This is a genomic window from Pseudomonas sp. fls2-241-TYG-175 (assembly GCF_030209155.1).
Classification (GTDB): Bacteria; Pseudomonadota; Gammaproteobacteria; order Pseudomonadales; family Pseudomonadaceae; genus Aquipseudomonas; species Aquipseudomonas viridiflava.
In genome coordinates this window covers 21,380-45,848 of record NZ_JARVSO010000037.1, presented here as the reverse complement: position 1 = coordinate 45,848, position 24,469 = coordinate 21,380, and the positions used below count along the sequence as shown (strand labels likewise).

Here is a 24,469-nt window from a genome sequence, read left to right as displayed (position 1 = left end):
TTGAATCTTGAATCCTCTCCCCCTCGTTCTGATGCGTTGAATCGTCAAGCATTCTGCTGCGTCGGGCGCTGCAAAATTTGTTCGTTCACGACATGCCTGTATGGAAACAATTCTCATCAGAGATGTTATATTGTATCTATAACTATCAGGAAGTCTCACATGTCGTCTCGTAGAATTGCGTCTCTGGCAGGCTTGGCCATCGGGATGCTCGGCAATACCGGTTTTGCGGAAGAACAACAAAAAACCATCGAGCTGGAAAGCGTCAACGTCACCTCCGACTATCAATACGAAACGGCAACCAGCCCCGTACAGGGCTATCGCGCGACCCGCTCCGCCACCGCAACCAAGACCGACACCGCGATCAAGGACATCCCGCAGTCGATCAGTGTGGTGCCTGCGTCGGTGCTGAAGGATCTGGGCAGCAACAGCGTCGACCGTGCGCTGGACTTCGCTGGCGGCGTGTCGAAGCAGAACAATTTCGGTGGTCTGACGCTCTACGAGTACAGCATTCGCGGCTTCACCACCTCCGAGTTCTACAAGGACGGTTTCAGCGCCAACCGTGGCTACCCCGCCACGCCCGACGCGGCGAACATCGAGCGTATCGAGGTCCTCAAAGGCCCTGCCGCCAGCCTGTATGGCCGTGGCGATCCGGGCGGTACCGTCAACATCGTCACCAAGAAGCCACAGCGTGAAGCCTTCACTACCCTGCAGACCAGCGCTGGCAGTTGGGACCGTTATCGCACGGCGCTGGACGTCAACACGCCGCTGGACGAGGAAGGCAACCTGCTGTCGCAGGTCAATATGGCAGTCGAAGACAACAATAGCTTTCGCGATCATGTCGAAAGCAAACGGGTGTTCGTTGCGCCCTCCTTCAGCTGGCAATTGAATCCTGACACTCACCTGTTGGTGGAAACCGAGTTCGTCCGTCATACGTCGACCTTCGACCGCGGCGTCGTCGCGCCCAACAACAAATGGAGCGGCGTGTCGCGTTCGACCTTTCTCGGCGAACCCGACGACGACATCGATAACGACAACAACATGGTCCAGTTCGCGCTAGATCATCAGCTCAATGACATCTGGTCGTTGCGCCTGGCCAGTCATTACAAACAGGGCGAGATGTCGGGTTACGCCAGCGAATCGCGTCCTCTGAGCGCCGACGGCCGCACCGTCAACCGCCGCTATCGTGAGCGCGACAACAACTGGCACGACAGCATCACCCAGCTTGAACTACGTGGCCGGTTCGAGGGCATGGGCCTTGAGCACGAAGTGCTGATCGGCACCGAATACGAGAACTACCGCAAGAACGAGCGCGTCACCAACATCGCGCCGGTGGCGGGCACCAGCTATGCCATCGACCTTTACAACCCGGTCTACGGCCAGCCCAAACCCAACGGTGCCCGCTCAGGCACTGACTTCTTCGAACATGTCGAAAGCCGTGCGTTGAATCTGCAGGATCAGATCGTGTTCACCGACAAGCTGCGCGGGATGATCGGTGCGCGCTTCGAACATTTCGATCAGCAGATCGACGATTACACCACCAACCGGACCTCCGGCCAGCGGCACGACGCGTTCACTCAGCGTGCGGGGCTTCTGTATCAGCTCACGCCGCAGGTCGGTCTGTTCACCAACGTCTCGACCTCGTTCAAACCCAATAACGGGCTCGACGCGTCAGGCAACACCTTCGATCCGGAAGAAGGCATTGGTTACGAAGCGGGTATCAAGAGTGAACTGTTCGATGACCGTTTGAGCACCACGCTGTCGGCGTTTCACATCGAGAAGGAAAACGTGCTGGCCCTCGACCCGTCCACCGACACCAACCGCGCCGTGGGCAAAGCGCGCAGCCAGGGTTTCGACCTGCAATTCACCGGGCAAGTAACCGAAGCGGTTCGCGTGATCGGTGCCTTCGCTTACATCGACGCCGAAGTCACCAAGGGTGACCGCACGATCCCGACCGGCAGCCGAATCCTCGGCGTGGCAAAGCACAGCGGCAGTCTGCTGGGTGTCTACGAGTTCCAGGAAGGCGTGCTGCGTGGTTCGGACGTGGGCGCCGCCTACACCTATGTCGGCGACCGTTCCGGCGAGTCAGGCACCCGCTTCGAACTGCCTGCGTACCAGACCGTCGATTTGCTCGCCCACTACAAGGCCAGCGATAACGTGACCGTGGGTTTGAACCTCAACAATATTTTCGACGAAAAATATTACGAGCGTTCCTTCAGCAATTACTGGGTCGCACCAGGCGAGCCGCGTAACTTCACGGTCAGCCTCACACTGAATCTCTGATCACTAAAACAACAAGGATGCATCATGCTTTCATCGAAACCGCTCGTGGCCCTGAGCCTGCTCAGCGCACTGTTCGCCGCTCAGGTTAGTGCCCATGGATTGTGGACCGAACAGCGTCGCGGCAACATCGAAGTGGTCTACGGCCACGGTGCCGAGGACAACGCGTTCAAGGCGCAAAAAGTCAGCGGCGCCTGGGGGTATGACCTTCAGGGCCGGATGATTCCGGTGACCGTGCAACGTCTCGACGATCACGCGCGCCTGGTGCCGCTCAAGCCGCCCGCCGTGATGTCGGTCGCGCTGGACAACGGCATGTGGACCCGCAACGCCGAGAAGAAATGGATCAACGAGGGACGCAGCAAGGTGCCCAACGGCACCGACTCGATCCACACCTTCAAGTACAACGTTGCCATCTACGAAGAAGGCGCGAAACTGCCGACGTTCGAAAAGCTGAACTTCGTCATCGTGCCGCAGGCTGATCCGTTGAAGGTCGGCGTTGGCAAGCCGCTGCCGGTCAAGGTTCTGGTCGATGGAAAACCCGCTGCGGGCATCAAGCTGATCGGCGATTACCGCAGCGCGCCGGACGTGGTCAGCGCCGAGACCGATGCTCAGGGCATGGCCACTGTGGTGGTGCGTAACGAAGGCTTGAACATCATCGCAGCCGAAGTGACGCTACCGGTGAAGGACAACGCCGATATCGCCGAGCGTGGGCTGTTTACCTCGCTGACTTTCGTGGGTGAAGCGCATCACGATTGATGCCTGACACGCTGCGCTGATGCGCAGCGAACACAGGGTTGCGAAATGCTTCTTTACGTCTGACACAGCACTGTCTGGCAGCAAAACAAAGACTGTGGGAGGCACCACCACGTCTTCGACGTAGCGCTGTCGCGCATCAAACACCGGCCGTCGTGGGAGCGGACTTGTCCGCGAATGCAGTGTTTCAGCCACCGCATATGCGTCGGATGTACCGGCCTTTTCGCGGACAAGTCCGCTCCCACCTAGTTTGCTGCGCGACAGCGCCACGTCGAAGACGTAGTGGCGCCTCCCACAGTTGGCTCCGTGTCACGGCCGCACTGACTTACAAATACTTCAACCAGGTGATATCCCGACGCCGCGCCTTGAGTGATGCGAACCAGCGCACGGCCGGGAACAGCATCACCGCCAGCACGATCGACGTCAGCCAAACGCCCCACATGTGGTCGAAGCCGAAGTAACTGCCCTGATTCTTGCCCCAGATCGCCAGTGCAATCAGGTACAGGATCTTCAGCACGTACAGGTGCAGCAGGTAGAAGAACATCGGTGCCGAACCCAGCACCACGAGCGGGCGCAGCCAGCCCTTTTCCTGAGAGCGCTCAAAGGCGATCAGAATCAGCATGCCGATGCCCAGCGTCAGGCTGATGAACAGTAACGATGGCGGGTATTTGGTGATGTTCAGAAAACTCATCACAGTCTGCAGTTCGGTCTCGCCCACGCTCCACGGTTTTTCACCGTAGCCATTGATCAGGCGCAGCACCAGGAAGCCCAGCAGCGCACCCAGACCGCACATCCACAGTTTGGCGCGGCGTGACGCGGCGTCATAACCCGCCGAGAACCATGGGCCTGCGGCATAACCCAGCGCGATGATACCGATCCACGGCAGCAGCGGGTACGAGGTACGCAAACGCAGGTTGTCCGAGACGTCGATCCAGCCACGGTCATGCAGGATGGCCCAGGGAATGTGCATCGCCGACTCGACGCCGAAGTGCAGTGAGTCCAACAGGTTGTGACCGGCAATGATCACCACGCCAATCACCACCAGCGCCCAGCGCGGCAGGTAGACCATCGCTGACAGCGCCACCATGCTCAGGCCGATGGCCCAGATCACCTGCAGGTAGATCACGGTCGGCGGGAACTGGAAGGTCCAGGCAAAGCTCACCAGCGTGAACTCGAGGGCGATCAGGAACAGGCCGCGCTTGAGCAGGAATGCCGATACGTCGGCCCGGCCGCTGTATTTCTCGCCATACAGGTAAGCCGAAAGCCCGGTCAGCAGGACAAACAACGGCGCACACAGATGGGCCAGCAGGCGGCTGAAAAACAGCTCGGGCTCGGTGCTTGCCACCTCCATCGGGTCCAGCACCTGACGGTGCAGAAAAAAGGTTTCCCGCACGTGGTCCAGCAGCATGAAAAGAATGATCAGCCCGCGAAGAGCATCGATGGAACGCAGCCGGGAAGCCGGTGCACGGGAGGGATGAACAGCTGTCGTCATGAAGGGTCAAGGTCCGTGGGTGGGTGGGCAGTGTCGATTGTCCTGGCTGTTGCAGGCTTCCCGATCCAGAACGGGAAGCCCCTCGACCCTGTTTAAAACTCGTTCTGCAGCGCCTTGTAGCCGCGCACCAGATCGATGTTGGTGTGCGCCACGTCTTCTGAAAACTCCGAAGCCGAGATGCTCACTGGCGGGTACTGCGAAAGGTCGGTATTAGGCCCGATCCGGGTGGTGGACGGCACGTAAAAGTTTTCCGGCAGGTCGCGGCCGTCAACCACCGAGTTGTGGCGCACCACGCTGCCATTGCCGACCTGACAGTTGAACAGCACGCTGTTGAAGCCGATGAACACCCGGTCACCGACCTGACACGGCCCGTGCACGATGGAGCGGTGGGCAATCGAAGTGAACTCGCCGATGGTCACTGCCGCGCCGGATTTGGAGTGGATCACCACGCCGTCCTGAATGTTGGAGTTGGCGCCGATCACGATGGGTTCCATGTCGCCTGTGGCATCGACTTCGTCGGCGCGGATCACTGCATAGGGGCCGACGAACACATTGTCCTTGATGATGACCTTGCCGCAGATGATCGCGGTCTTGTCGATGTAAGCGGATTCGGCAATCACCGGCAAATGGCCGGACGGGTTTTTACGGATCACGGTGGCAAGCCTCAGGTCAGGTAGTTGGACGTTTGTGCAGCGGCATCGTGTGGGTGCAGGCTTTCGAAATGGCGCACGCTGACGCTGGAAGCGGCGTACAGGCCTTCCAGTGCCTGCTGGATCTTGCGGGCAGCATCTTCGACGTACATCAGGTTCTGGCCGTTGAGCCGAGCGAATGCCTGCTCGTCGGCGCGCTTGACGGCCGTCTGGACTGGCGTCCCGAGGGCACGCTCGGTGGTGTCGATCAGCGCCATCAAACCAAGCTCGGTAGCGTGTTCCGGAATACGTACCTGAACCGTCGCTACGCTGCGCTGGCTGTGCGGCGTGGCCAGCGAGCCGTTGGCGCGCAACCAGTTCGCGACCTGCATGGTGTCGACAAAGGTCTGGCGGTCGAAATGAGCGATGAACGCGCTTTCCAGCAACTGTCGCGACAGCGCCGCCGAGCACGGGCAGGTAGACGAATAGGTAATGCCCACCGACAGATCCAGGCACAGGCGCCCCGCTTCCCAGATGCCTTCAAGGGTAACCGGATAGGATTTCCAGCCGCTGAGCCCTTCGGTGACCAGCGCAGGTCGGCGACACAGCAGGTTGAAATTCAGCCTGATGCGCGAGCGGGTGGAGCGGCAACTGGCGTGGCTTTCCACCATGGCTTCGAGCAGGTCCGACAAGGACGCGACGTTGAGCTCACGCTCTTCGGCAAAGCGGTCGAGCAGGCGATACAGCCGCGACATATGAATGCCTTTGACACTCGGGTCGGCCAGATCAACATGCAGGTCCACGAAGGCATGCACCGAGTGGCTGACACCCTCTTCGCTCAAACGTATCGGCACTTCGATGGCTTGCATGCCGACCCAGTCGAGAGCGATCAGGGCCGAAGACGCTTCCGTCAGGGCAACATCAGGGAGAGAGTTGTTCATGTGAGTCGGTCGTCTCGTTGGCTGGCCTCGCTTGGAACGCGATGCCTGATGTCATGGGCCATCCATCAGCCCGCACAGATTCGTTACACTATAACATCATCAATACCGACAGCATCAACCGAACACGCGGTCCGCCCTGACCGCAACGGACACACTCGCCGGAAAATCCGGCGACAGGTTTCAGGTCTTCATCAATTCCTCGATCAGAAAGTCCCGGAATGCCGACACGGCCGCAGGCAGGTTGCGCCCTGCCATGCTTTGCAGTTCGATGCGCCGCGCCTTCATGCCCTCGTCGCTGATCGGCAGGGAAACGAGTTGTTTTTCCTGCACGCGCTTGTCCAGGGTCATCTCGCTGGACAGACTGATGCCGCCCTCCTCACTCACAAAGCGCAGCAGCGCGCCGATGTAGTTGCTGGTCAGCACCGGATCGAACATCAGGCCCTGCACGCCGCAGCAGATGTCGAACAATTGTCGCAGCGTGGTATCGGTGTTGGTCAGGGCAATGGCGTAGGGCTGCAGCTCGGCCAGCGCCACTTCCTTGCGTGACGCCAGCGGATGGTTGGGGCTGACCACCGCACAGATCGCGCCGCTGTGCACGTGCTCGACCTTGATTTCATTCTGCGGCGTGAGACTGAACGTCAGGCACAGGTCCGCATCGCCCGAGCGCACCCGCTCGGTAGCCTGCGCGGGTGCGCAGACTTCCATGGAAAAGTGGATGCCTTCATAGATTTGCCGGAAACGGGCGATGCACTGGGGCAGAAAATCGAGGGCAAACCCTTCGGAACAGGCCAGCCGCACATGCCCCCGCTGCAACCCCTGCAGCTCGGTAATTTCTAGCACCACCTGCTCGGCTTCCAGCTGCGATTTGCGCGCGTAGGCCGCCAGCCGGGTACCCGCCTCGCTGAGCACCATCCCTCGCGCCTGACGCTCGAACAACACCGCATCCAGCTCTCGCTCCAGCTTGCTGATCTGTCGGCTGACCGCCGAGGACGCGACATTGAGCCGGGTTGAAGCCTCGCTGATCGAACCGCACCGCGCCACTTCCAGAAAGTAGCGCAGGGCCGTGGATTGAACGCCGTAGAGCTGCATCGCGACTCCTGTGTTGCCTTTTTGGCAATGAAAGGTTCGAAATATTGTACTTGTGGCATTGATACGCTTTGCCTAGAGTCGTGTCGAGGCCGTCGGCTAGACCAAAAGAAAATCATGGCCGCTCAAGACATACCCCTCTTCTCGCATTTGCGATCCCACTGCCCTTTGATCCAATCACTTTGCCTTAGGGAGACCACGGCATGGGCATCAAGGGTTTCGCTCGCAGCATTGCGCTGTTGGGCCTGTTCAGCAGCTTTTCCGCGTTCGCCGGCAAGGCCGACGACACACTGGTTTACGCCTCCGACAGCGAGCCGGAGAACATCAGCCCCTATCACAACGACTTGCGCGAAGGCGTGATCCTCGGTCGCCTGATCTGGGACAACCTGGTCTATCGCAACCCCGACAACGGTCAATACGAGCCAATGCTCGCCACCAGCTGGAAGCAGGTCGATGACACCACCATCGATTTTCAGCTGCGCGAAGGCGTGAAGTTCCACAACGGCGATCCGTTCACCGCCGACGACGTGGTGTTCACCCTCAACTACGTTGTGTCTCCCGAATCCAAAGTGGTCACCGTGCAGAACGTCGACTGGATCAAGAGCGCCGAAAAACTCGGTGACTACAGCGTCCGCCTGCACCTGAAAAAGCCCTTCCCACCCGCACTGGAATACCTGTCCAACGCGGTGCCGATGTTTCCGAAAAAGTACTTCGAGCAGGTCGGGCTTGCAGGCTTCAGTCGAAAACCTATCGGCACTGGCCCTTACAAGGTCATCGCCATCGCGACCGGCGAAGGCGTGAAGATGGACAAGAACCCTGACTACTTCAAGGACAGCCCGCAGGGCCAGCCAAAGATCAGCCACATCAACTTCCGGGTAATCGCCGACGCCGAAACACGACTCGCGGAATTGATGACCGGCGGCATCGACTGGACCTGGCGCGTTGCGCCGGATCAGGCCGAAAACCTCAAGGCCATGCCCAATCTGGTGGTCACCAGCGGCGCGACAATGCGCATTGGTTTTCTGATTCTCGATGCCCGCGGCACATCGACGGCCGACTCGCCCATGAAGCACTTGAAGGTGCGCCAGGCGATCAACCACGCCATCAACCGCGAAGGTCTGGCCTCGCAACTGGTGGGCGGCGAAAGCAAACCGCTGCAGGTCGCCTGCTATCCAGGCCAGTTCGGCTGCGACACTACGGCGGCCACGGTCTACAACTACGACCCGGCCAAGGCCAAGGCGCTGTTGGCCGAAGCGGGTTACCCGAATGGTTTTGAAACCGAGATCTTCGCCTACCGCGACCGTGACTACGTCGAGGCGATCATCGGCAACCTGCGCGCCGTCGGCATCAACGCCAAGCTTCGCTACCTGAAATACGCCGCCCTGCGGGACCAGCAACGCGGCGGCAAGGTGCCGATGTCGTTCCAGGCATGGGGGTCGTTCTCGATCCTCGACACGTCGGCCTCGGCAGGCACCTGGTTCAAGGGCAATCCCGACGACAACATCAAGGACCCGCAAGTCCAGGGCTGGCTGCAGACCGCCGACAATGCACTGGACCCGCAGGTGCGCAAGGACAACTACCGCAAGGCGTTGCAGCGCATCAGCGAACAGGCCTACTGGGCGCCGCTGTTCAACTACTCGATGAATTACGCCTACGTCTCGGACCTGAACTTCAAGCCGTACCCGGACGAGTTGCCGCGCTTCGTTTTGTCGAGCTGGAAGTAATGCCCTGAACGGGTGACCGCCCTCCGCGCGGCTCACCCCGTCATCCCATGGATACAAGGTCACGTGCCATGTCTGGATTTCTGCTGCGCCGCCTGGGCATTGCCCTGTGCGTCGCGATTACCGTCTCGGTGATCAGCTTTTCCCTGCTGCACCTGTCCGGTGATCTGGCCACCGCCATTGGCGGTCCAGAAGCCACCAGCGAGCAGATCGAACAGATCCGCATGCAATACGGCCTCAACAAACCGCTGGTCACCCAGTACTTCGAGTGGCTGAGTGATGTGTTGCGCCTCGATCTGGGCGACTCGTTCTTCTTTCAGGAGTCGGTCTACAACCTCATCGCATCTCGCCTGTCGATCACCCTGGGGCTGGGTGCCATGGCGCTGAGCATCGCGCTGTTGATCGCCATTCCGCTGGGCGTTCTGGCGGCAGTGAAACGCGACACCTGGATCGACCGGCTGGCACTGAGCATCGCTGTGCTGGGTCAGGCGATGCCGAGTTTCTGGTTCGCACTGATGCTGATCGTGGTGTTCTCGGTGACGCTCAAATGGCTGCCCGTGTCGGGTAATTCAACCTGGGCGCATTTCGTGATGCCCGCCATTGCGCTGGGCTACTACGCCACGCCCGCCATCATGCGTCTGACCCGTGCCGGGATGCTCGACGTGCTCAATTCCGATTACATCCGTACCGCACGCGCCAAGGGCCTGCGCCCCGGCACAGTGCTGTTCAAGCATGCGCTGCGCAACGCGCTGATTCCGGTGGTGGCGCTGGCCGCCGTGGAATTCGGTTTCATGCTCGGCGGCTCGGTAGTCATCGAAACTGTGTTCTCGCTGCAAGGCATCGGCCAACTGGCCTGGGACGCAATTGCCCGTGACGACTTCCCGGTGGTGCAGGCGGTGGTGCTGTTGATTGCCGTCATCTACATCGTCCTCACCCTGCTGGCCGATGTGCTCAACGCACTGCTCGACCCGCGCATCCGCGTGAAATAGGAGGTTCCATGAGCACAACCACCGCTTCGCCGCTGGTGATCAACGATTACCAGCCGCCCGCCAGAAGTGTCTTGCGCACGTTGCGCCTGAGCTTTGGCCATCGCGGCTTTGCCATCGGCGCCGTATTGCTGCTGATCATCGTGCTGGGCGCGCTGTTCGCACCGTGGCTCGCGCCGTACGACCCTTACACCCAGGATGTGATGCTGCGCATGAAACCACCGGTGTGGATGGCCAGCGGCACCTGGGACTACGTACTCGGCACCGACAAACTGGGCCGCGATTACCTGTCGCGTTTGCTGTACGGGGCACGCATTTCGTTGTTCATCGGGTTCTCGGCGGCGCTGATTTCCGGCGTCATCGGCACCATCATGGGCCTGCTCGCCGGTTACTTCGGCGGCAAGGTGGACGCTGTCATCAGCTACCTGATCACCACGCGTCTGGCGATGCCGGTGGTCATGATCGCGCTGGCCTCCGCTTCGTTGATCGGCGGTTCGCTGAAGGTGGTGATCATCCTCCTCGGCTGCCTGTTGTGGGACCGCTTCGCCGTGGTGGTGCGTGCTGCCGTGCAACAGATTCGTGACGCCGAGTACGTCGCTTCGGCACAAGCCCTCGGCTGCTCGACCCTGCGCATTCTGGCCAGTGAAATCCTGCCCAATCTGGTCGGTGCGCTGATCGTGGTCGCCACGCTGGAAATGGCCCACGCCATCCTGCTGGAGTCGGCGCTGTCGTTCCTCGGCGTCGGCGTGCAACCGCCGATTCCGTCCTGGGGCCTGATGATCGCCGAAGGCAAGCCGTACATGTTCTTTTCCCCATGGGTCATCGCCATTCCCGGTATCGCACTGATGGTGCTGGTACTGGGCATCAATCTGGTCGGCGACGGCCTGCGTGATCTGATCCTGCCCGACGGGCGCAACTGACAGAGGAGATTCGGACATGGCGCTGTTGCATGTTGAAAACCTGCGTGTCGACATCCCCCTGGGGCAGGACACGCTGCACGCGGTACGCGGTCTGGACTTTCAGGTCGAACGCGGAGAGATGTTGTGCATCGTCGGCGAGTCGGGCTGCGGCAAATCCCTGACCTCGCTGGCGCTCATGGACCTGCTGCCTCGCAAGGCACGGCGCACCGCGACCCGATTGAGTCTGGACGGCATCGACATGCTGGGCCAGAGCGAGCGGCAGATGTGCGACCTGCGCGGCAACCGCCTGGCGATGATCTTTCAGGAACCCATGACCTCGCTCAACCCGGCCTACAGCATTGGCGATCAGCTCAGCGAAGTGCTGACCCGGCATCGCAAGGTGTCACGCAAGGACGCCCTGCTGCGGGCTGCGCAGATGCTGGAAAAGGTCGGCATCAGCAACGCCACCGAACGCTTGCGCCAGTATCCGCATCAGCTTTCGGGCGGTCTGCGTCAGCGGGTGATCATCGCCATGGCGCTGATGTGCGAACCGGACGTGATCATCGCCGACGAACCCACCACGGCGCTGGACGTGACCATTCAGGCGCAGATCCTGCGGCTGATCCGCGACCTCCAGAAAGAACTGGGGCTGGCGGTGATCTTCATCACCCACGACCTGGGACTGGTGGCACGCATCGCCGACCGCGTGGCGGTGATGTACGCCGGGCAGATCGTCGAGACCGCGCCGGCCGTCGAGCTGTTCGAAAACCCGCAGCATCCTTACACGCGTGGCTTGCTGGCGAGCATTCCGATTCCGGGACGTACTCAACCGGGTCAACCCTTGGGCTCGATTCCCGGTCTGGTGCCCAGCCTCGTTGGCGAGCAGCACGGTTGTGCGTTTCGCAACCGCTGCCCGCAGGCGATTCCAGCCTGCGCCGACGACGTTCCGGCCATCAACGGCCACGACCACATGACCCGCTGCCTGTTTGCGGCACCGGGCGCAGAACCGGTGTTTCATCGCGAGGGCGCACGGTCATGAACCAGGCACTGAAAACCAGCGTAAAAAAAGACATCGCCCTGGAGCTGTGTGACATCCGGCGCGAGTTCACCATCAGCCGGGGCTTTTTCAAACCGACTGCCACATTGAAAGCCGTCGATGGCGTGTCGCTGCGCCTGATGCGCGGTGAAACCCTGGGGCTGGTCGGCGAATCCGGCTGCGGTAAAAGCACCCTGGCGAAGATGCTGCTGGGTCTGCTGGCACCCAGCAGCGGCGACGTACTGGTCAATGGCAAGCATCTGGCGGGCACCGATCGCAAGGAAATGGCGCGGCGCATACAGCCGATCTTTCAGGACCCCTACTCTTCACTTAATCCACGCAAAACCCTGCGCGAAATCGTCACCCTGCCGCTGATCGTGCACGACATCGGCAGCAACGCAGAACGCCGCAAGCGCACCGAAGACATGATGGACGTGGTCGGTCTGCCCAAGCGGGTGATCGACAGTTACCCCAGCCAGTTGTCCGGCGGCCAGCGCCAGCGTGTGGCGATTGCGCGGGCGCTGGTGATGCGCCCCGATGTGCTGATCTGCGACGAACCTACCTCGGCGCTGGACGTGTCGGTTCAGGCGCAGATTCTCAATCTGTTGCAGGACCTCAAGCAGGAGTTCGGCCTGACCTATCTGCTGATCAGTCACAACCTGGCGGTCATCGAACATCTGGCCGACCGAGTGGCTGTGATGTACCTGGGCAAGATCGTCGAAGAGCGCACCCGCGAATCACTGTTTGCCCGGCCCGGTCATCCCTACACCCAGGCGCTGCTGGACTCGGTGCTCACACCCGATCCGCATCTGGGCATTCCCGAACTGGGTCTGCAGGGCGCCTTTCCCAACCCCATGTCGCCTCCGTCGGGCTGTGCGTTTCATCCACGCTGCCCAAGCTGCATGACGGTCTGCAAGAACCAGTATCCCGCCACCGACACGCTGGAAGGCGGAACCGTCCGTTGTCATTTGCGTGACACCCCGAAAACCCTGGAGCTGATTCCCTCATGACTAGCCGTTCGCACGCCATCGACAACGTCACCGAACAGTTCGACAACGGCGCGTTCTTCGCCCTGCTCGGCGAAAGCGTCGCGTACCCGACCCAGAGTCAGGAGCCGGAAAGCCTGTCCGAGTTGTACCGCTACCTCACCGACTTCATCACGCCGCAGGTCGAGCGGCTGGGCTTCACGGCCAGCCTTCACGACAACCCGGTGGCCGGGCGCGGCCCGCTGATGATTGCCACACGGATCGAAGATCCGTCCCTGCCGACCCTGCTCAGTTACGGGCATGGCGACGTGGTGCGCGGCTACGATGCGCAATGGCAGCCGGGCCTGTCACCCTGGCAGGTGGTCGAGCGCGGCGAGCGCTGGTATGGCCGGGGCACGGCAGACAACAAGGGCCAGCACCTGATCAACCTGACGGCGCTTGAGCAGACGCTCAAGGCGCGGGGCGGCAAGCTGGGTTTCAACGTCAAGCTGCTGCTGGAAATGGGTGAAGAAGACGGATCACCGGGGTTGAGCCTGTTTTGCCAGCAGCACGCAGAAGACCTGGCCGCCGACATTTTCATCGCCTCCGACGGACCACGTCTGGCGGCGGCAAGGCCGACGCTGTTTCTCGGCTCGCGTGGCGTCTTCAACTTCGAGCTCAGCGTGCACCTGCGCGACGGCGCGCATCACTCCGGCAACTGGGGCGGGCTGTTGGCCAACCCCGGCATCATTCTGGCTAACGCCATCGCCAGCCTTGTGGATGAGCACGGTCGGGTCAAAGTTGCGGGGCTGATGCCGACCGCCATTCCCGAGGCGGTGCGCGCGGCACTGGCCGATATAGAAGTGGGCGGCGGGCCTGGCGATCCGGTCATCGATCCGCACTGGGGCGAGCCGGGTCTTTCGTTGAGCGAGAAAGTCTTCGGCTGGAACACGCTGGACGTTCTGGCCTTCAAGACCGGCAACCCGGATGCTCCGGTCCACGCCATTCCCGGCAAGGCCCATGCGCTGTGCCACATGCGCTTCGTGGTCGACAGCGATTACACGACGTTCATTCCGGCCGTGCGGGCGCATCTGGATGCGCACGGTTTCACTCAGGTGGAGGTGAAGCAGACGCGCATGGACGTCATGCACGCCACGCGCCTGTCACCGGACAGCCCGTGGGTCGGATGGGCGCTGGAGTCGCTGAGCAGAACCACCGGCAAGAAACCTGCGCTGCTGCCCAATCTGGGCGGTTCACTGCCCAATGACGTGTTTGCCGAGGTGCTCGGTTTGCCGACGGTCTGGGTTCCCCATTCCTACCCGGCCTGCTCACAGCATGCACCCGATGAACATCTGCTGGCCCCGGTGGTGAAAGAAAGCCTGCAGATCATGGCCGGTCTATTCTGGGACCTGGGCAATGACGGCGCGCGTCTGGCCCGAGAACATCAGGCACAGGAAACAGGCCAATGAATCAGGCACAACTGAACGCAACACAATGGCTGTCCGGGCAATTCGACGCCATGGAGGCATTACTGCAACAACTGGTCGACATCGACTCCAACAGCTACGACAAGGCCGGTGTCGATGCCGTCGGCGACCTGCTTGCGGCGCAGTTGCAGGCCGACGGGATAGGTGTAGAGCGCATTGCAGTCGAGGGCTTTGGCGATGTGTTGCTGGCTGAACTGCCCGGTGGACCGGGCAAGCCGGTCCTGTTGTTGGGTCATCGCGACACGGTATTCCCCAAGGGCACCACCACGACCCGTGGTTACACGCGGGACGAGAAGCTGGCGTATGGCCCTGGCGTTGCCGACATGAAAGGCGGTCTGGTGCTGAACTGTTTTGCGCTCAAGGCACTCAAGCGCGCCGGTCCGCTGCCGTTTCCGGTGCAGATTCTGTATACCGGCGACGAAGAGATCGGCTCAGGCAGTGCACGCGTGCACATCGAACGACACGCCAGAGCCGCCCGTGCCGTGCTCAATCCCGAGCCGGGCCGGGCCAGCGGCAATGTGGTCAGCGCCCGCAAAGGCGGCGCGACGCTGGTCATCGAAGTCAGCGGCCGGGCTGCGCACTCCGGCGTCAACCATGCCGACGGTGCCAGCGCCATTGAGGCGCTGGCGCACAAGGTGATCAAGCTGCATGCGCTGACCGACTACGCGGCGGGTATCACCACCAACGTCGGGTTGATGTCGGGCGGAACCTCCAGCAATACCGTGGCACCGACCGCCACAGCCAGACTCGACGTGCGCTTTATCGAACTGCGTCAGTGGGACGACATACTCACGGCCATTCAGGCCATCGTCGACGCGGAGGAACTGCCCGGCACCTCGGCCAGACTGCTGGAAGCCACGACCTTCCTGCCGATGGAAGCGCAGCACAGCACCGACCTGTTGCAGCGCTACCAGAGCGTCGCGGCGGAACTGGGGTTCAGCGTGGAAGGCGAATTCACCGGCGGCTGCGCCGACTCGGGCTTCACCGCAAGCCTGGGCATCCCGACCCTGTGCGGACTGGGGCCGGTGGGCGGCAAGGTGCATACAGACCGCGAATACCTGGAGCTCGACACCCTCGTGCCGCGCGGTCAGGCGCTGGTAGCGACCATCGTGGGGTTGGCGGAATGATCGGGCGATTGTTCCCTAGCTCTGCGCTCATCGTTATGCACAACTCCGCCTCGACACTGATCGTGCCCATGCTCCGCGTGGGCATGCATCCCGTGACGCTCCGCGTCACAAATGGCACAGATTGCGGATTCGGTGAGCCGGGCGCATGACGTGGATAACGCTGGAGCTTGGGCGCGCATCTGCGTCACATTCCAGAGCGGACGCGGAGCGTCCTGAGAGGCGTTACCACGCAGAGCGTGGGAACGATCATCAAAGGCTTGCGCGCCCACTTTGAGCGCGAGGGCGGGAACGTTCAGTGTCATCTCTGGGCTGGCCCTATTATTTGAGGAAACCACATGCCTTTTTCATCCGACCTGCTGGAAAAATCTGCCACCGAATTGCGCACGCTTATAGGCAATCGACAGCTGTCGCCCCTCGAGCTGCTGAACGCCAGCATCGAACGCATTGAGACCCTAAACCCAAAGATCAACGCCTTCGCCGCAACCTGCTTCGAGCGGGCGCGGGAGGAAGCGGTGCAGGCCGAACAGGCCGTGATGCAAGGCAAGCCGCTGGGTTTGCTGCATGGTCTGCCGATCGGGATCAAGGACCTGGAAGAAACCGCAGGCGTCCTCACCACCTACGGCTCGCAACTGTTTCGCGACAATATTCCGCGTCAGGACAACCTGCTGGTGACGCGTCTGCGCAGCGCCGGGGCGATCATGGTCGGCAAGACCAACGTCCCGGAGTTGGGCGCAGGCGCCAACACCCGCAACGTGGTGTGGGGCGCAACCGGCAACCCGTTCAATCCCGAGCTGAACGCGGGCGGCTCGTCCGGGGGTTCCGCCGCAGCGCTGGCGGTGGACATGGTGCCATTGTGCAGCGGCTCGGACACGGGTGGCTCGTTACGCATCCCTGCGGCGCTGTGTGGCATCGTCGGCCTGCGCCCTTCACCCGGACTGGTGCCGAGCGAGCGCAAAAAACTTGGCTGGACGCCGCTGTCGGTGGTCGGTCCCATGGGACGCAACGTCGCCGATACGCTGCTGCAGCTGCGTGCCAGCGCCGGTCTGGCGCACTCCGACCCACTGAGCTATGCAGTGGCAGACAACGAGTTTGCGCCGCGCACCGTCGACCTGAGCCAATTGCGCATCGGCTACAGCGAAGACTTCGGCACCTGCGCGGTGGACGAGCAGATCCGCGCAGTGTTCCGGGAAAAGATCGGCGTCCTGAAATCGCTGTTCAAATCCTGCGAGCCCATCGACCTGAACCTCGGCACTGCGCATCGCACATTCGACGTCCTTCGCGCCGAGGCCTTCGTTGCGGGTTTGCAGGACGCCCACGACAAGGATCCCGACGCACTCGGCCCCAACACCCGCGCCAATTTCGACATGGGCGCGGCCATGTCGCTGCAGGATTGCGTAAAAGCGCATGCCGAGCAGAGTCGTCTGTTCCGCAGCTTTCAAAAGCAGTTCGAGCGTTACGACCTGATCCTTGCGCCGACCACGCCGGTGTCGCCGTTCCCGTGGAGCGAGCTGTACCTGCGTGAAGTCAACGGCGTGCAACTGGACAATTATTACCGCTGGCTGGCGCTCTGCTACACCATCACCCTGACCACCAATCCGGCCCTGTCGCTGCCCTGCGGCACCGATCACAACGGCATGCCGTTCGGCCTGCAACTGATTGGCGGCTTCCGGGGCGATGCCGCGTTGATGGCCTGCGCTCATGCACTGGAACAGGCCACCTCGGCAGATTCACGTGTGTGTCGCCCGCGTCCCGATCTGCAGAAACTGCTGGCATCGGCTGTCGATCTGAAACATATCGTGACCCATCCGCCGATCCATGAAGGCTCGCAGACGGTCAGGCCGGATATAGGGGCGATGTGATAGCCATTTGATACGCAGCGGTGCATAGGTAAAGTTGCAACGCTGGTTCATACTGCGCGGCCATGTTCTCAAGGAGCCAGAGCCCGTGGCCGTTCTGCAAGCCATCCTGCCCGTTTTTCTACTGATCGTTCTCGGCTATGTGCTGGGCAAACGCAAGACCCTGACTGTCGAGAGCACCAAGGCCTTGAGCGTGCTGGCCTTCAAATTGTTTCTACCGATGGTGCTGTTCACCGGGATGGTCAAGGCACCGCTGCACGACGGCCTCGATCTGCGGGTGCTTGCGGCGTACTTCGTGCCTGCCCTGATCGTGTTTGTCTTGATCAATCTGATCATGCACCGGTCTGGCAGCACCTCGACGCCCTTCGGCCTGACCGCCAGCTTCTCCAACAACATCCTGATCGGCATTCCGCTGGTGGTCGGTGTGTTCGGTGATCAGGGGCTGGTGTTGCTGTTCACGGTCATCGCGGTACACAGCCTGACCCTGTTCACCTTCCAGAGCCTGTACGACAGCATGGCCGGTGATCAACCATTCAACACCCGCTCGCTGTTCGCCAGCCTGGCTAACCCGTTGATCATCGGGCTGTTGCTGGGGATTGGGGTCAACCTGTCAGGGATAGTGCTGCCCGAATGGGCCGATCATCTGACCACCTGGCTCGCCCAGGCTGCCCTGCCCTGCGCCTTGATCGTGCTGGGCTCCAACCTTTCCAGTTTCAAACTGACACCCAGCCCGCAGGCGCTGGGCATCACCGTCGGCAAGCTGTTCCTGATGCCGCTGCTGGTATTGCTGGCGTGCATGCTGCTGGGTATCGAGGGGTTGTCGCGAGGCGTGCTGGTGCTGATGGCCGCAGGCCCTGCCGGGGTCAACGTGCTGGGCTTTGCCCGTAGCGTGCCGCATGTGCAGAAAACCAGTTCGGCGATCTGCCTGACCACGGTGCTGTCGGCCGCGACGCTGCCCTTGTGGATGTGGCTGGTGAGCTTGATCGGATAAGACCCGAGAGGCAGCCATTGCCTCTCAGGCCTGCCACACGTTACTTGGGCAACGCGTAGGCAATCACGTAGTCGCCACGATCAGGCGACTGACGGGCACCGCCGGCGGTGAGCAGAATGTACTGCCGGCCGGTCTTGGGTGACACGTAGGTCATAGGACCCGACTGGCTGCCCACCGGCAGACGGGCCTTCCAGATCTCGTTGCCGTTGCCGCTGTCGAAGGCGCGCAGGTAGAAATCCTGAGTACCCGCGAAGAACAGCAGACCCGACTGAGTGGACAACGAAGCGCCCAGGGTCGGCATACCGATCGGAATCGGCAGCCCCATGCGGATGCCCATCGGTCCGGTGTCCTTGACCGTGCCGACCGGCACCTGCCAGACCAGCTTTTTGGTCTTCAGGTCGATGGCCGACAGGGTGCCGAACGGCGGTGCCTGACACGGGATACCGACCGCCGACAGGAAGCGCTGACGCATGGCGCCAAACGGCGTGCCGGTCTGCGGCACAACGCCCATCTCGATGCCGCTGGCACCGGCAGCGATCTTGTCACGCGGGATCATGTAGTTGGCCAGACCCAGGCGCATGTCGTTGACGAACATGTAGCTGTTGGTCGGATCGACCGACACGCTGCCCCAATTCATCCCGCCCAGCGAGCCCGGAAATTGCAGCGCGTGGTCCATGCCTGGCGGCGTGTAGACGCCTTCATGTCGCATGCCCTTGAAGGCAATCCGGCACATCAACTGGTCAAACGCCGTGGCGCCCCACATGTCGGACTCTTTCAGGGTCTGGTTGCCAATGGACGGCATGTCCACCGAGAACGGCTGGGTCGGCGAATAACGCTCACCCTGCACGCTGCCCTGAGGCACCGGACGCTCTTCGACACGGGAAATCGGCACGCCGGTTTCGCGGTTCAGCAGAAAGATCTCGCCCTGCTTGGTGACCTGCGCCAGCGCAGGCTGAGTGCCGCCCTTGCCGTCCGGGATGTCGTACAGCAGCGGCTGGGCCGGAATATCGAAGTCCCACAGGTCGTGGTGAGTCATCTGGAAATGCCAGCGCACCTGACCGGTCCTGACGTCTACAGCAACGACCGAGGACGACCACTTGTCATCTGCCCCCGTGCGCGTGCCACCGAAGAAGTCCGGCGTGGCGTTGCCGGTCGGCAGGTAGATCAGGCCCAGTTTTTCGTCGTAGGACATGGCTGACCAGACGTTCGGTGTGCCACGCGTGTAGGTCTCGCCTGCTGGCGGACGTTTGGTGGTATCGGGGTTGCCAGGATCCCAGGCCCAGACCAGCTCACCGCTGTGCACATCGAAAGCGCGCACCACGCCGGGCGGTTCGCCCGTGGAGAAGTTGTCGGCGACACGACCGCCCACCACGACAACGTTGCCAGCGACCAGAGGTGTCGAGGTTTGCTGGTAATAGCCTTCCTTGACTTCACCCATATCGGTCTTCAGGTCAACCACACCCTGGGTGCCGAAGTCTGTGCAGGCCTCGCCGGTTCTGGCATCCAGCGCGATCAGGCGTGCATCGCCAGTCGGCAGGAAAATACGGCTGGCGCAGGCGGCAGGCTGAGCGCTCGCCTCGGCGGCAGGCGTTGCGAAGTAGCCCAGACCACGGCAGCGCTGCCAGTTGGGCGCACTGCCCTTGGGGTCGAACTTCCAGCGCTGCTCACCGGTATCGGCATCCAGCGCGAAAACCTTGCCGTAGGCGGTACAGGTGTAGACCGTGTCGCCGATCTGCAACGGCGTGTTCTGGTCTTCGGCACCTGCGCCGGTACTCTGCGGAATATCGCCGGTGTGGAACGTCCAGGCTACCTGCAGCTTGTCGATGTTGCCTTTGTTGATCTGATCCAGCGCCGCGAAACGGTTGCCCGCCGGGGTGTTGCCCCAGTGCGCCCAGTCCTTCTGCTCGCTGCCCGGAGCGACCGGCAGAACGTCCGGCACGCTGCTGGCGCTGACCACATGAGTCGGCACGAACATATAGCCGATGGTCGCCACAACGCCAATGGCCAGCACGCCTGCCAGACCATAGGCACCCCGCCCTGCCTGAGCGCCGGAAGCGCGGACCAGTGTCGGGTAGATCAGCGCAACCACCAGACCGATCACGGCGAACGTCAGCACGCGTGAAACCAGCGGCCAATAATGCAGCCCTGCATCCCAGACTGCCCAGATCGCAGTCAGAACAAGGGCCACACCATAGATCAGCGCACCTTTGGGCTGCCGCTTCGCAATCAACGCGCCGCTGATCAGCATCGCCAGGCCCATGAGCAGGAAGAACCAGCTCCCGCCCAACGCCACCAGATAACCGCCCCCGCCCGCCAGGCCAAGCCCGATCAATGCGATAAGCGCCCCCAATACGAGCAGCCCCACCCTGCTCCCCGCCCCTGTGTCTTGTTTACCAGTCATGTGTCGAACCTGTCGGATTTTTACAGCCGCGCAGAATGTACTAACCAGTTCATAATGACAAATTGTCGCAGGCTGTTTCGGCTTGAAAAGCTGATTCTGAGCACGTCAAAATTTGCCTGCACGCTTGGAACGGCGCGACATTGATGTTGTGGGCGATCAGCGAACGGAATCGGATGGGTGTGGCTTATGGCGTTCAGCGAAAGACAACCTATGAGAGGTTCACCACATTCTCGGCACAGAGCTGTCGCACAGCAAACCATGTGGAAGTGGACCGGGCGCGTTCCGTTTGTCCGGGAAAAGGCCTGTACATCCGACGAATATGCATCGGTTGGGCTACCGTATTCGCGGACGAGTCCGCTCTTATCAAACTACCTGTAACTTACTGAAGAAACGCGATTTTTGTAGGAGCGGACTTGTCCGCGAAAAGGCCGGTACATCCGACGCATATGCAGTGGCTGAAATACTGCATTCGCGGACAAGTCCGCTCCCACGACGCCCGGTGTTTGCCGCGCGACAGCGCTACGTCGAAGACGTGTTGGCGCCTCCCACGAAATTGCGTTTCTTCAGTGGTTTACAGATCGTTTGGTAAGAGAAGCTGGCAACGAGATTGAGTGGTCTTCGGACTGAATCACAAGTATCTCAAACCACCATCCCATCCCGAGCAATCATTACGTTGTCCGGTAGTTGCCTCGGTTGTTCCATCAGCCAGGCGTCAAGAGTGTGGCCGATATGGGTCAGGATGGCTTTGCCCGGTTTCAGGCGTTCGATGATGTCCAGCGCCAGCGTCAGGTCGTTGTGGTTGCGCGGGGTCTGGGGTTGCGGGGGCATGGAGCAGTCGAGGATCAGGGCGTGCAGCGGCTGGCGTTGCAGGTAGTCGTACGTGGCCTCGGGCAGGCCGACTGTGTCAGTCAGGTAGGCGATGCGTCGCCCGTCGCCCTCCAGCAGGTAACCCAATGTCGGCCGGGAATGCTGCAGCGGTAGCGCAGTGACCTGCAGCGCGCCCAGAACGCGGGTTTCGAAGGCTGCGAACGGCTGGCTGAAATCCAGAATGCCCGGGTGTTTGTACAGGTCCGCCAGGCCTTCCGGATCCACCGGACCGTGCACCGGAATCACCAGACCCTGCCCCCAGCGCAGGTGCAGCAGACCCTGAGCGTGATCGGCGTGGTAGTGGGTCTGCAGAATGCCGCTCAGGCTGCGTGGCGGAAAACGCTCGGTGAGGTCGGTCAGACCGCTGTCGATCAACCAGCGCTGATCGTAGAACTCGACCAGCGCACTGCAAGGCAGACGACGCAACGCTTTGTCGCTCAGTGCCGCCAGACAGGCCGGACACTGACAGCCATACACCGGCACTTGCCGAGCGTCGCCAGTGCCGAGCAGCGTCAGGCGCACGCCGGGTGTTTCTCCAGATAGCGAACCAGCGCAGCAACCGTCTGCTGCAGCTCGCCGGAGTTGTCCAGCGGATAGACGCCAGGGTGGCTGGCCAGCAGATCACCGGCAAACTGCTGATTGCGGTCCAGTCGCGCCTCGATTTCCGGCAGGCTTTCCCGGCCTCTCGCCAGCAGACGCTGACGCAAGACGTCCTGATCCACAGTCAGCAGCACCGCCAGCAGATTGGGATAGCGGCGTTGCGAGCGCTCAAGGTGCGCCCGTGAACCGTTGATCAGCACGTCATGGCCCTCCAGCAGCCACTGGTCGATGACAATCGGGATGCCGTAATGCAAGCCGTTGGCCTGCCAGTTCAACGCGAACGCGCCGTGCTCTCGCATGTGTTCGAACTGCTCGACGTCCACGGCCTGTGCCGCTTCGCCCACGGCCTCGGCGGAACGGGTGATAACCCGCCGCACCACCCGGCAGTTACGCTCCGCCAGGGTGTCGCGAGCCGCGTCCATCAGGCTGTCCTTGCCTGAACCGGACGGCCCGATGAGATAGATCAACCTGCCTGCCATCAGAATACCCTCTTGCCTTGTCGCCAGACTTTATCGATAACCGGCAGATTGCCGTGACTGCGCGCCTGAATCAGGTCGGCACGCAGGCCAATACGAATTTCACCGCGATCAGCCAGCCCCGCCGCCAGTGCCGGCGTGCGGCTGACCATGTTCATCGCCTGAGGCAACCCACAGTCGTTGTCTTGTTCGGCCAGCATGAACGCTGATTGCAGAAGACTCGCCGGATAGTAGTCGCTGGAGAGAATATCCAGTAGTCCTTCTTTGGCCAGCGACGCGGCCGCCACGTTACCGGAGTGCGAGCCGCCGCGCACGATGTTCGGTGCACCCATCAGCACGCTCATGCCCAGACGCCGACAGCCACGGGCCGCTTCCAGGGTGGTCGGAAACTCGGCGATGTTCATGCCGAAGCCCGCCGATTCCTCGACATGGGCCATGGTCGCGTCATCATGACTGGCGATGGACAACCCGCGCGCCAGGCACAGTTCGACAATCGCGCGACGATATCGATCAGCGTATTCGATGGAGTTGGCCACTTGCTCGACGATGAAGCCGTCCATCTCCTGACTGCTCATGTGGTACTTGCCCATGTAGTACTCGCGGTACTTGGACTCCAGCGCGAACTGACGCTGGCCGGGGGCGTGATCCATGACCGACACCAGCTTCACCAGCGGCTGATCCACCAGGTCGCGAAACACACTCAGGGTGTCCGGGTGACTGACTTCGCAGCGCAGGTGCAGCAGGTGCTCGGCGCGGGTCAGGCCTGCATCGCTGGCCGCCGCTATGGCAGCGAGCATCGAGGGCAGTTGCTGCATGCGCTTGCCCTTGGGGTTGATGTCGCCAATCGACAGCGCGTCGAACACCGTGGTGATGCCTGCGGCGACTATCTGCGCATCGTGGCTGATCACTGCCGAGGTTGACGGCCAGTCCACACCGGGACGCGGCGACAGGTGTTTTTCCAGGTTGTCGGTGTGCAGTTCGATCAACCCCGGCAGCAGATAATCACCCTGCATGTCCTGCGCCTGACTCAACGGGCTGCGGCCCGAATCGACCTCGGCGATCAGGCCGTCGCGCACCACCACAGTGCCGGAAAACACCGCATCACCAGTGACTACACGGGCATTGGTGAATATCTGTTCGTTCAGCATTGCAGCAACTCCTTGGCGGTCAGGTCCACCGGGGTCATGTCCAGTTGACGGCTGGCCACCGATTCACGAGCGTCGCGGTCATGGAAAATGCCAATCAGCGCGGCGCCCTCACGTTTGGCTTCGTCGATCAGTTCCAGCACCACCTGACGATTGGCGTCATCCAGCGAAGCCGTCGGCTCGTCCAGCAACAGCACTGGCCAGGGCACCATGAAGGCGCGAGCGATGTTGATGCGTTGCTGTTCGCCACCGGAAAACGTACTGGGTGCCAGCGGCCACAGACGCGGCGCAATGTTCAGACGGGTGAGCAGCAACTCGGCTCGCGCCCTCGCCTGTTCGCGCGGCCAGCCACGTGCCAGCGCCGGTTCCATGACCACGTCCAGACTCGACACGCGAGGAATGACGCGCAGAAACTGACTCACATAGCCCAGCGTCCTGCGCCGCACTTCCAGCACCTGGCGCGGCGTGGCGCCGACCAGCTCGGTCCACTCGCCGTCGTGCTGCACGCGAATGCTGCCAGCAGCAGGCAGGTAGTTGCCGTACAGCGTGCGCAACAAAGTGCTCTTGCCCGTACCGGACGCCCCGCCCAACACCAGACACTCGCCGCTGCGCACCGAGAAATTCAGGCCACGCAGCACATTGAGCACCACGCCGTTGTGTTGATGCAGCGTGAAGTTTTTCGAGAGGTCACGGACCTCGATCAAGGTAGTCATCAGGCTCATCTCTCTGTGCGG

Annotated in this window: 20 protein-coding genes; 11 read left to right on the top strand and 9 right to left on the bottom strand. The window is 61.6% G+C overall.

Annotation, left to right across the window (positions count from 1 at the left end):
- The first annotated feature begins 159 nt into the window (after positions 1-159).
- Together QRN20_RS21995 and QRN20_RS21990 are read left to right on the top strand one after the other, a co-directional pair.
- Complete coding sequence (locus QRN20_RS21995; protein WP_285361186.1) at positions 160-2,280, top strand: TonB-dependent siderophore receptor; 2,121 nt, start codon at positions 160-162, stop codon at positions 2,278-2,280.
- Positions 2,281-2,304: 24 nt separating this feature from the next.
- The gene (locus QRN20_RS21990; RefSeq protein WP_122411965.1) at positions 2,305-3,033 is read left to right on the top strand and encodes a DUF4198 domain-containing protein; all 729 of its coding nucleotides are present in this window, start codon (positions 2,305-2,307) and stop codon (positions 3,031-3,033) included.
- 322 nt (positions 3,034-3,355) lie between these two features.
- Here the strand turns inward: QRN20_RS21990 and QRN20_RS21985 are convergent, their stop codons facing one another.
- The 4 genes from QRN20_RS21985 to QRN20_RS21970 all read right to left on the bottom strand — a co-directional run bounded on the left by QRN20_RS21985 (position 3,356) and on the right by QRN20_RS21970 (position 7,181).
- Positions 3,356-4,522: an acetyltransferase domain-containing protein gene (locus QRN20_RS21985; RefSeq protein ID WP_029242084.1), complete on the bottom strand. Its 1,167-nt coding sequence runs from the start codon at positions 4,520-4,522 to the stop codon at positions 3,356-3,358.
- Positions 4,523-4,614: 92 nt separating this feature from the next.
- Positions 4,615-5,175: a gamma carbonic anhydrase family protein gene (locus tag QRN20_RS21980; protein WP_004885233.1), complete on the bottom strand. Its 561-nt coding sequence runs from the start codon at positions 5,173-5,175 to the stop codon at positions 4,615-4,617.
- A gap of 11 nt (positions 5,176-5,186) precedes the next feature.
- Positions 5,187-6,092, bottom strand: coding sequence for a GTP cyclohydrolase FolE2 (folE2, locus tag QRN20_RS21975; protein WP_122411963.1), 906 nt, complete (start codon positions 6,090-6,092; stop codon positions 5,187-5,189).
- Positions 6,093-6,272: 180 nt separating this feature from the next.
- Complete coding sequence (locus QRN20_RS21970; protein ID WP_004885231.1) at positions 6,273-7,181, bottom strand: LysR substrate-binding domain-containing protein; 909 nt, start codon at positions 7,179-7,181, stop codon at positions 6,273-6,275.
- Between the two features lie 200 nt (positions 7,182-7,381).
- Between QRN20_RS21970 and QRN20_RS21965 the strand changes: the two genes are divergently transcribed.
- The 9 genes from QRN20_RS21965 (at position 7,382) to QRN20_RS21925 (ending at position 18,246) form a co-directional block, all read left to right on the top strand.
- Positions 7,382-8,902, top strand: coding sequence for an ABC transporter substrate-binding protein (locus QRN20_RS21965; RefSeq protein ID WP_004885230.1), 1,521 nt, complete (start codon positions 7,382-7,384; stop codon positions 8,900-8,902).
- A 68-nt stretch (positions 8,903-8,970) separates the two neighbouring features.
- On the top strand, positions 8,971-9,888 hold the full coding sequence (locus tag QRN20_RS21960; RefSeq protein ID WP_088235454.1) for an ABC transporter permease: 918 nt from the start codon (positions 8,971-8,973) through the stop codon (positions 9,886-9,888).
- Positions 9,889-9,896: 8 nt separating this feature from the next.
- Positions 9,897-10,805, top strand: coding sequence for an ABC transporter permease (locus QRN20_RS21955; RefSeq protein ID WP_122415206.1), 909 nt, complete (start codon positions 9,897-9,899; stop codon positions 10,803-10,805).
- 16 nt (positions 10,806-10,821) lie between these two features.
- Positions 10,822-11,823, top strand: coding sequence for an ABC transporter ATP-binding protein (locus QRN20_RS21950; protein WP_058431741.1), 1,002 nt, complete (start codon positions 10,822-10,824; stop codon positions 11,821-11,823).
- Positions 11,820-12,830: an ABC transporter ATP-binding protein gene (locus QRN20_RS21945; protein WP_057408071.1), complete on the top strand. Its 1,011-nt coding sequence runs from the start codon at positions 11,820-11,822 to the stop codon at positions 12,828-12,830. Before QRN20_RS21950 ends, QRN20_RS21945 begins: the two co-directional genes overlap by 4 nt.
- Positions 12,827-14,254, top strand: coding sequence for a M20 family metallopeptidase (locus tag QRN20_RS21940; protein WP_122411961.1), 1,428 nt, complete (start codon positions 12,827-12,829; stop codon positions 14,252-14,254). Before QRN20_RS21945 ends, QRN20_RS21940 begins: the two co-directional genes overlap by 4 nt.
- Positions 14,251-15,399 carry a M20 family metallopeptidase gene (locus QRN20_RS21935; protein ID WP_058431739.1) on the top strand — a complete coding sequence of 383 codons (1,149 nt, stop codon included), beginning with the start codon at positions 14,251-14,253 and terminating at the stop codon, positions 15,397-15,399. Before QRN20_RS21940 ends, QRN20_RS21935 begins: the two co-directional genes overlap by 4 nt.
- Positions 15,400-15,734: 335 nt before the next feature.
- Positions 15,735-17,258 carry an amidase gene (locus QRN20_RS21930; RefSeq protein ID WP_088235458.1) on the top strand — a complete coding sequence of 508 codons (1,524 nt, stop codon included), beginning with the start codon at positions 15,735-15,737 and terminating at the stop codon, positions 17,256-17,258.
- An 85-nt stretch (positions 17,259-17,343) separates the two neighbouring features.
- Positions 17,344-18,246 (top strand): AEC family transporter, encoded by a 903-nt coding sequence (locus QRN20_RS21925; protein WP_029242094.1) that lies wholly within the window; start codon positions 17,344-17,346, stop codon positions 18,244-18,246.
- Between the two features lie 40 nt (positions 18,247-18,286).
- Here the strand turns inward: QRN20_RS21925 and QRN20_RS21920 are convergent, their stop codons facing one another.
- The 5 genes from QRN20_RS21920 to phnL form a co-directional block, all read right to left on the bottom strand.
- The gene (locus tag QRN20_RS21920; RefSeq protein ID WP_122605922.1) at positions 18,287-20,647 is read right to left on the bottom strand and encodes a glucose/quinate/shikimate family membrane-bound PQQ-dependent dehydrogenase; all 2,361 of its coding nucleotides are present in this window, start codon (positions 20,645-20,647) and stop codon (positions 18,287-18,289) included.
- A 639-nt stretch (positions 20,648-21,286) separates the two neighbouring features.
- The gene (gene phnP / locus QRN20_RS21915; RefSeq protein ID WP_122605924.1) at positions 21,287-22,036 is read right to left on the bottom strand and encodes a phosphonate metabolism protein PhnP; all 750 of its coding nucleotides are present in this window, start codon (positions 22,034-22,036) and stop codon (positions 21,287-21,289) included.
- Positions 22,027-22,593 carry a phosphonate metabolism protein/1,5-bisphosphokinase (PRPP-forming) PhnN gene (gene phnN, locus QRN20_RS21910; RefSeq protein ID WP_004888387.1) on the bottom strand — a complete coding sequence of 189 codons (567 nt, stop codon included), beginning with the start codon at positions 22,591-22,593 and terminating at the stop codon, positions 22,027-22,029. The genes phnP and phnN overlap by 10 nt, the downstream gene beginning before the upstream one ends.
- A complete protein-coding gene (locus tag QRN20_RS21905; protein WP_029242097.1) occupies positions 22,593-23,738 on the bottom strand; it encodes an alpha-D-ribose 1-methylphosphonate 5-triphosphate diphosphatase in 1,146 nt (381 codons plus the stop codon). The genes phnN and QRN20_RS21905 overlap by 1 nt, the downstream gene beginning before the upstream one ends.
- Positions 23,732-24,448, bottom strand: a complete 717-nt coding sequence (gene phnL, locus QRN20_RS21900) for a phosphonate C-P lyase system protein PhnL (protein WP_029242098.1) — start codon at positions 24,446-24,448, stop codon at positions 23,732-23,734. The genes QRN20_RS21905 and phnL overlap by 7 nt, the downstream gene beginning before the upstream one ends.
- Positions 24,449-24,469 lie beyond the last annotated feature (21 nt).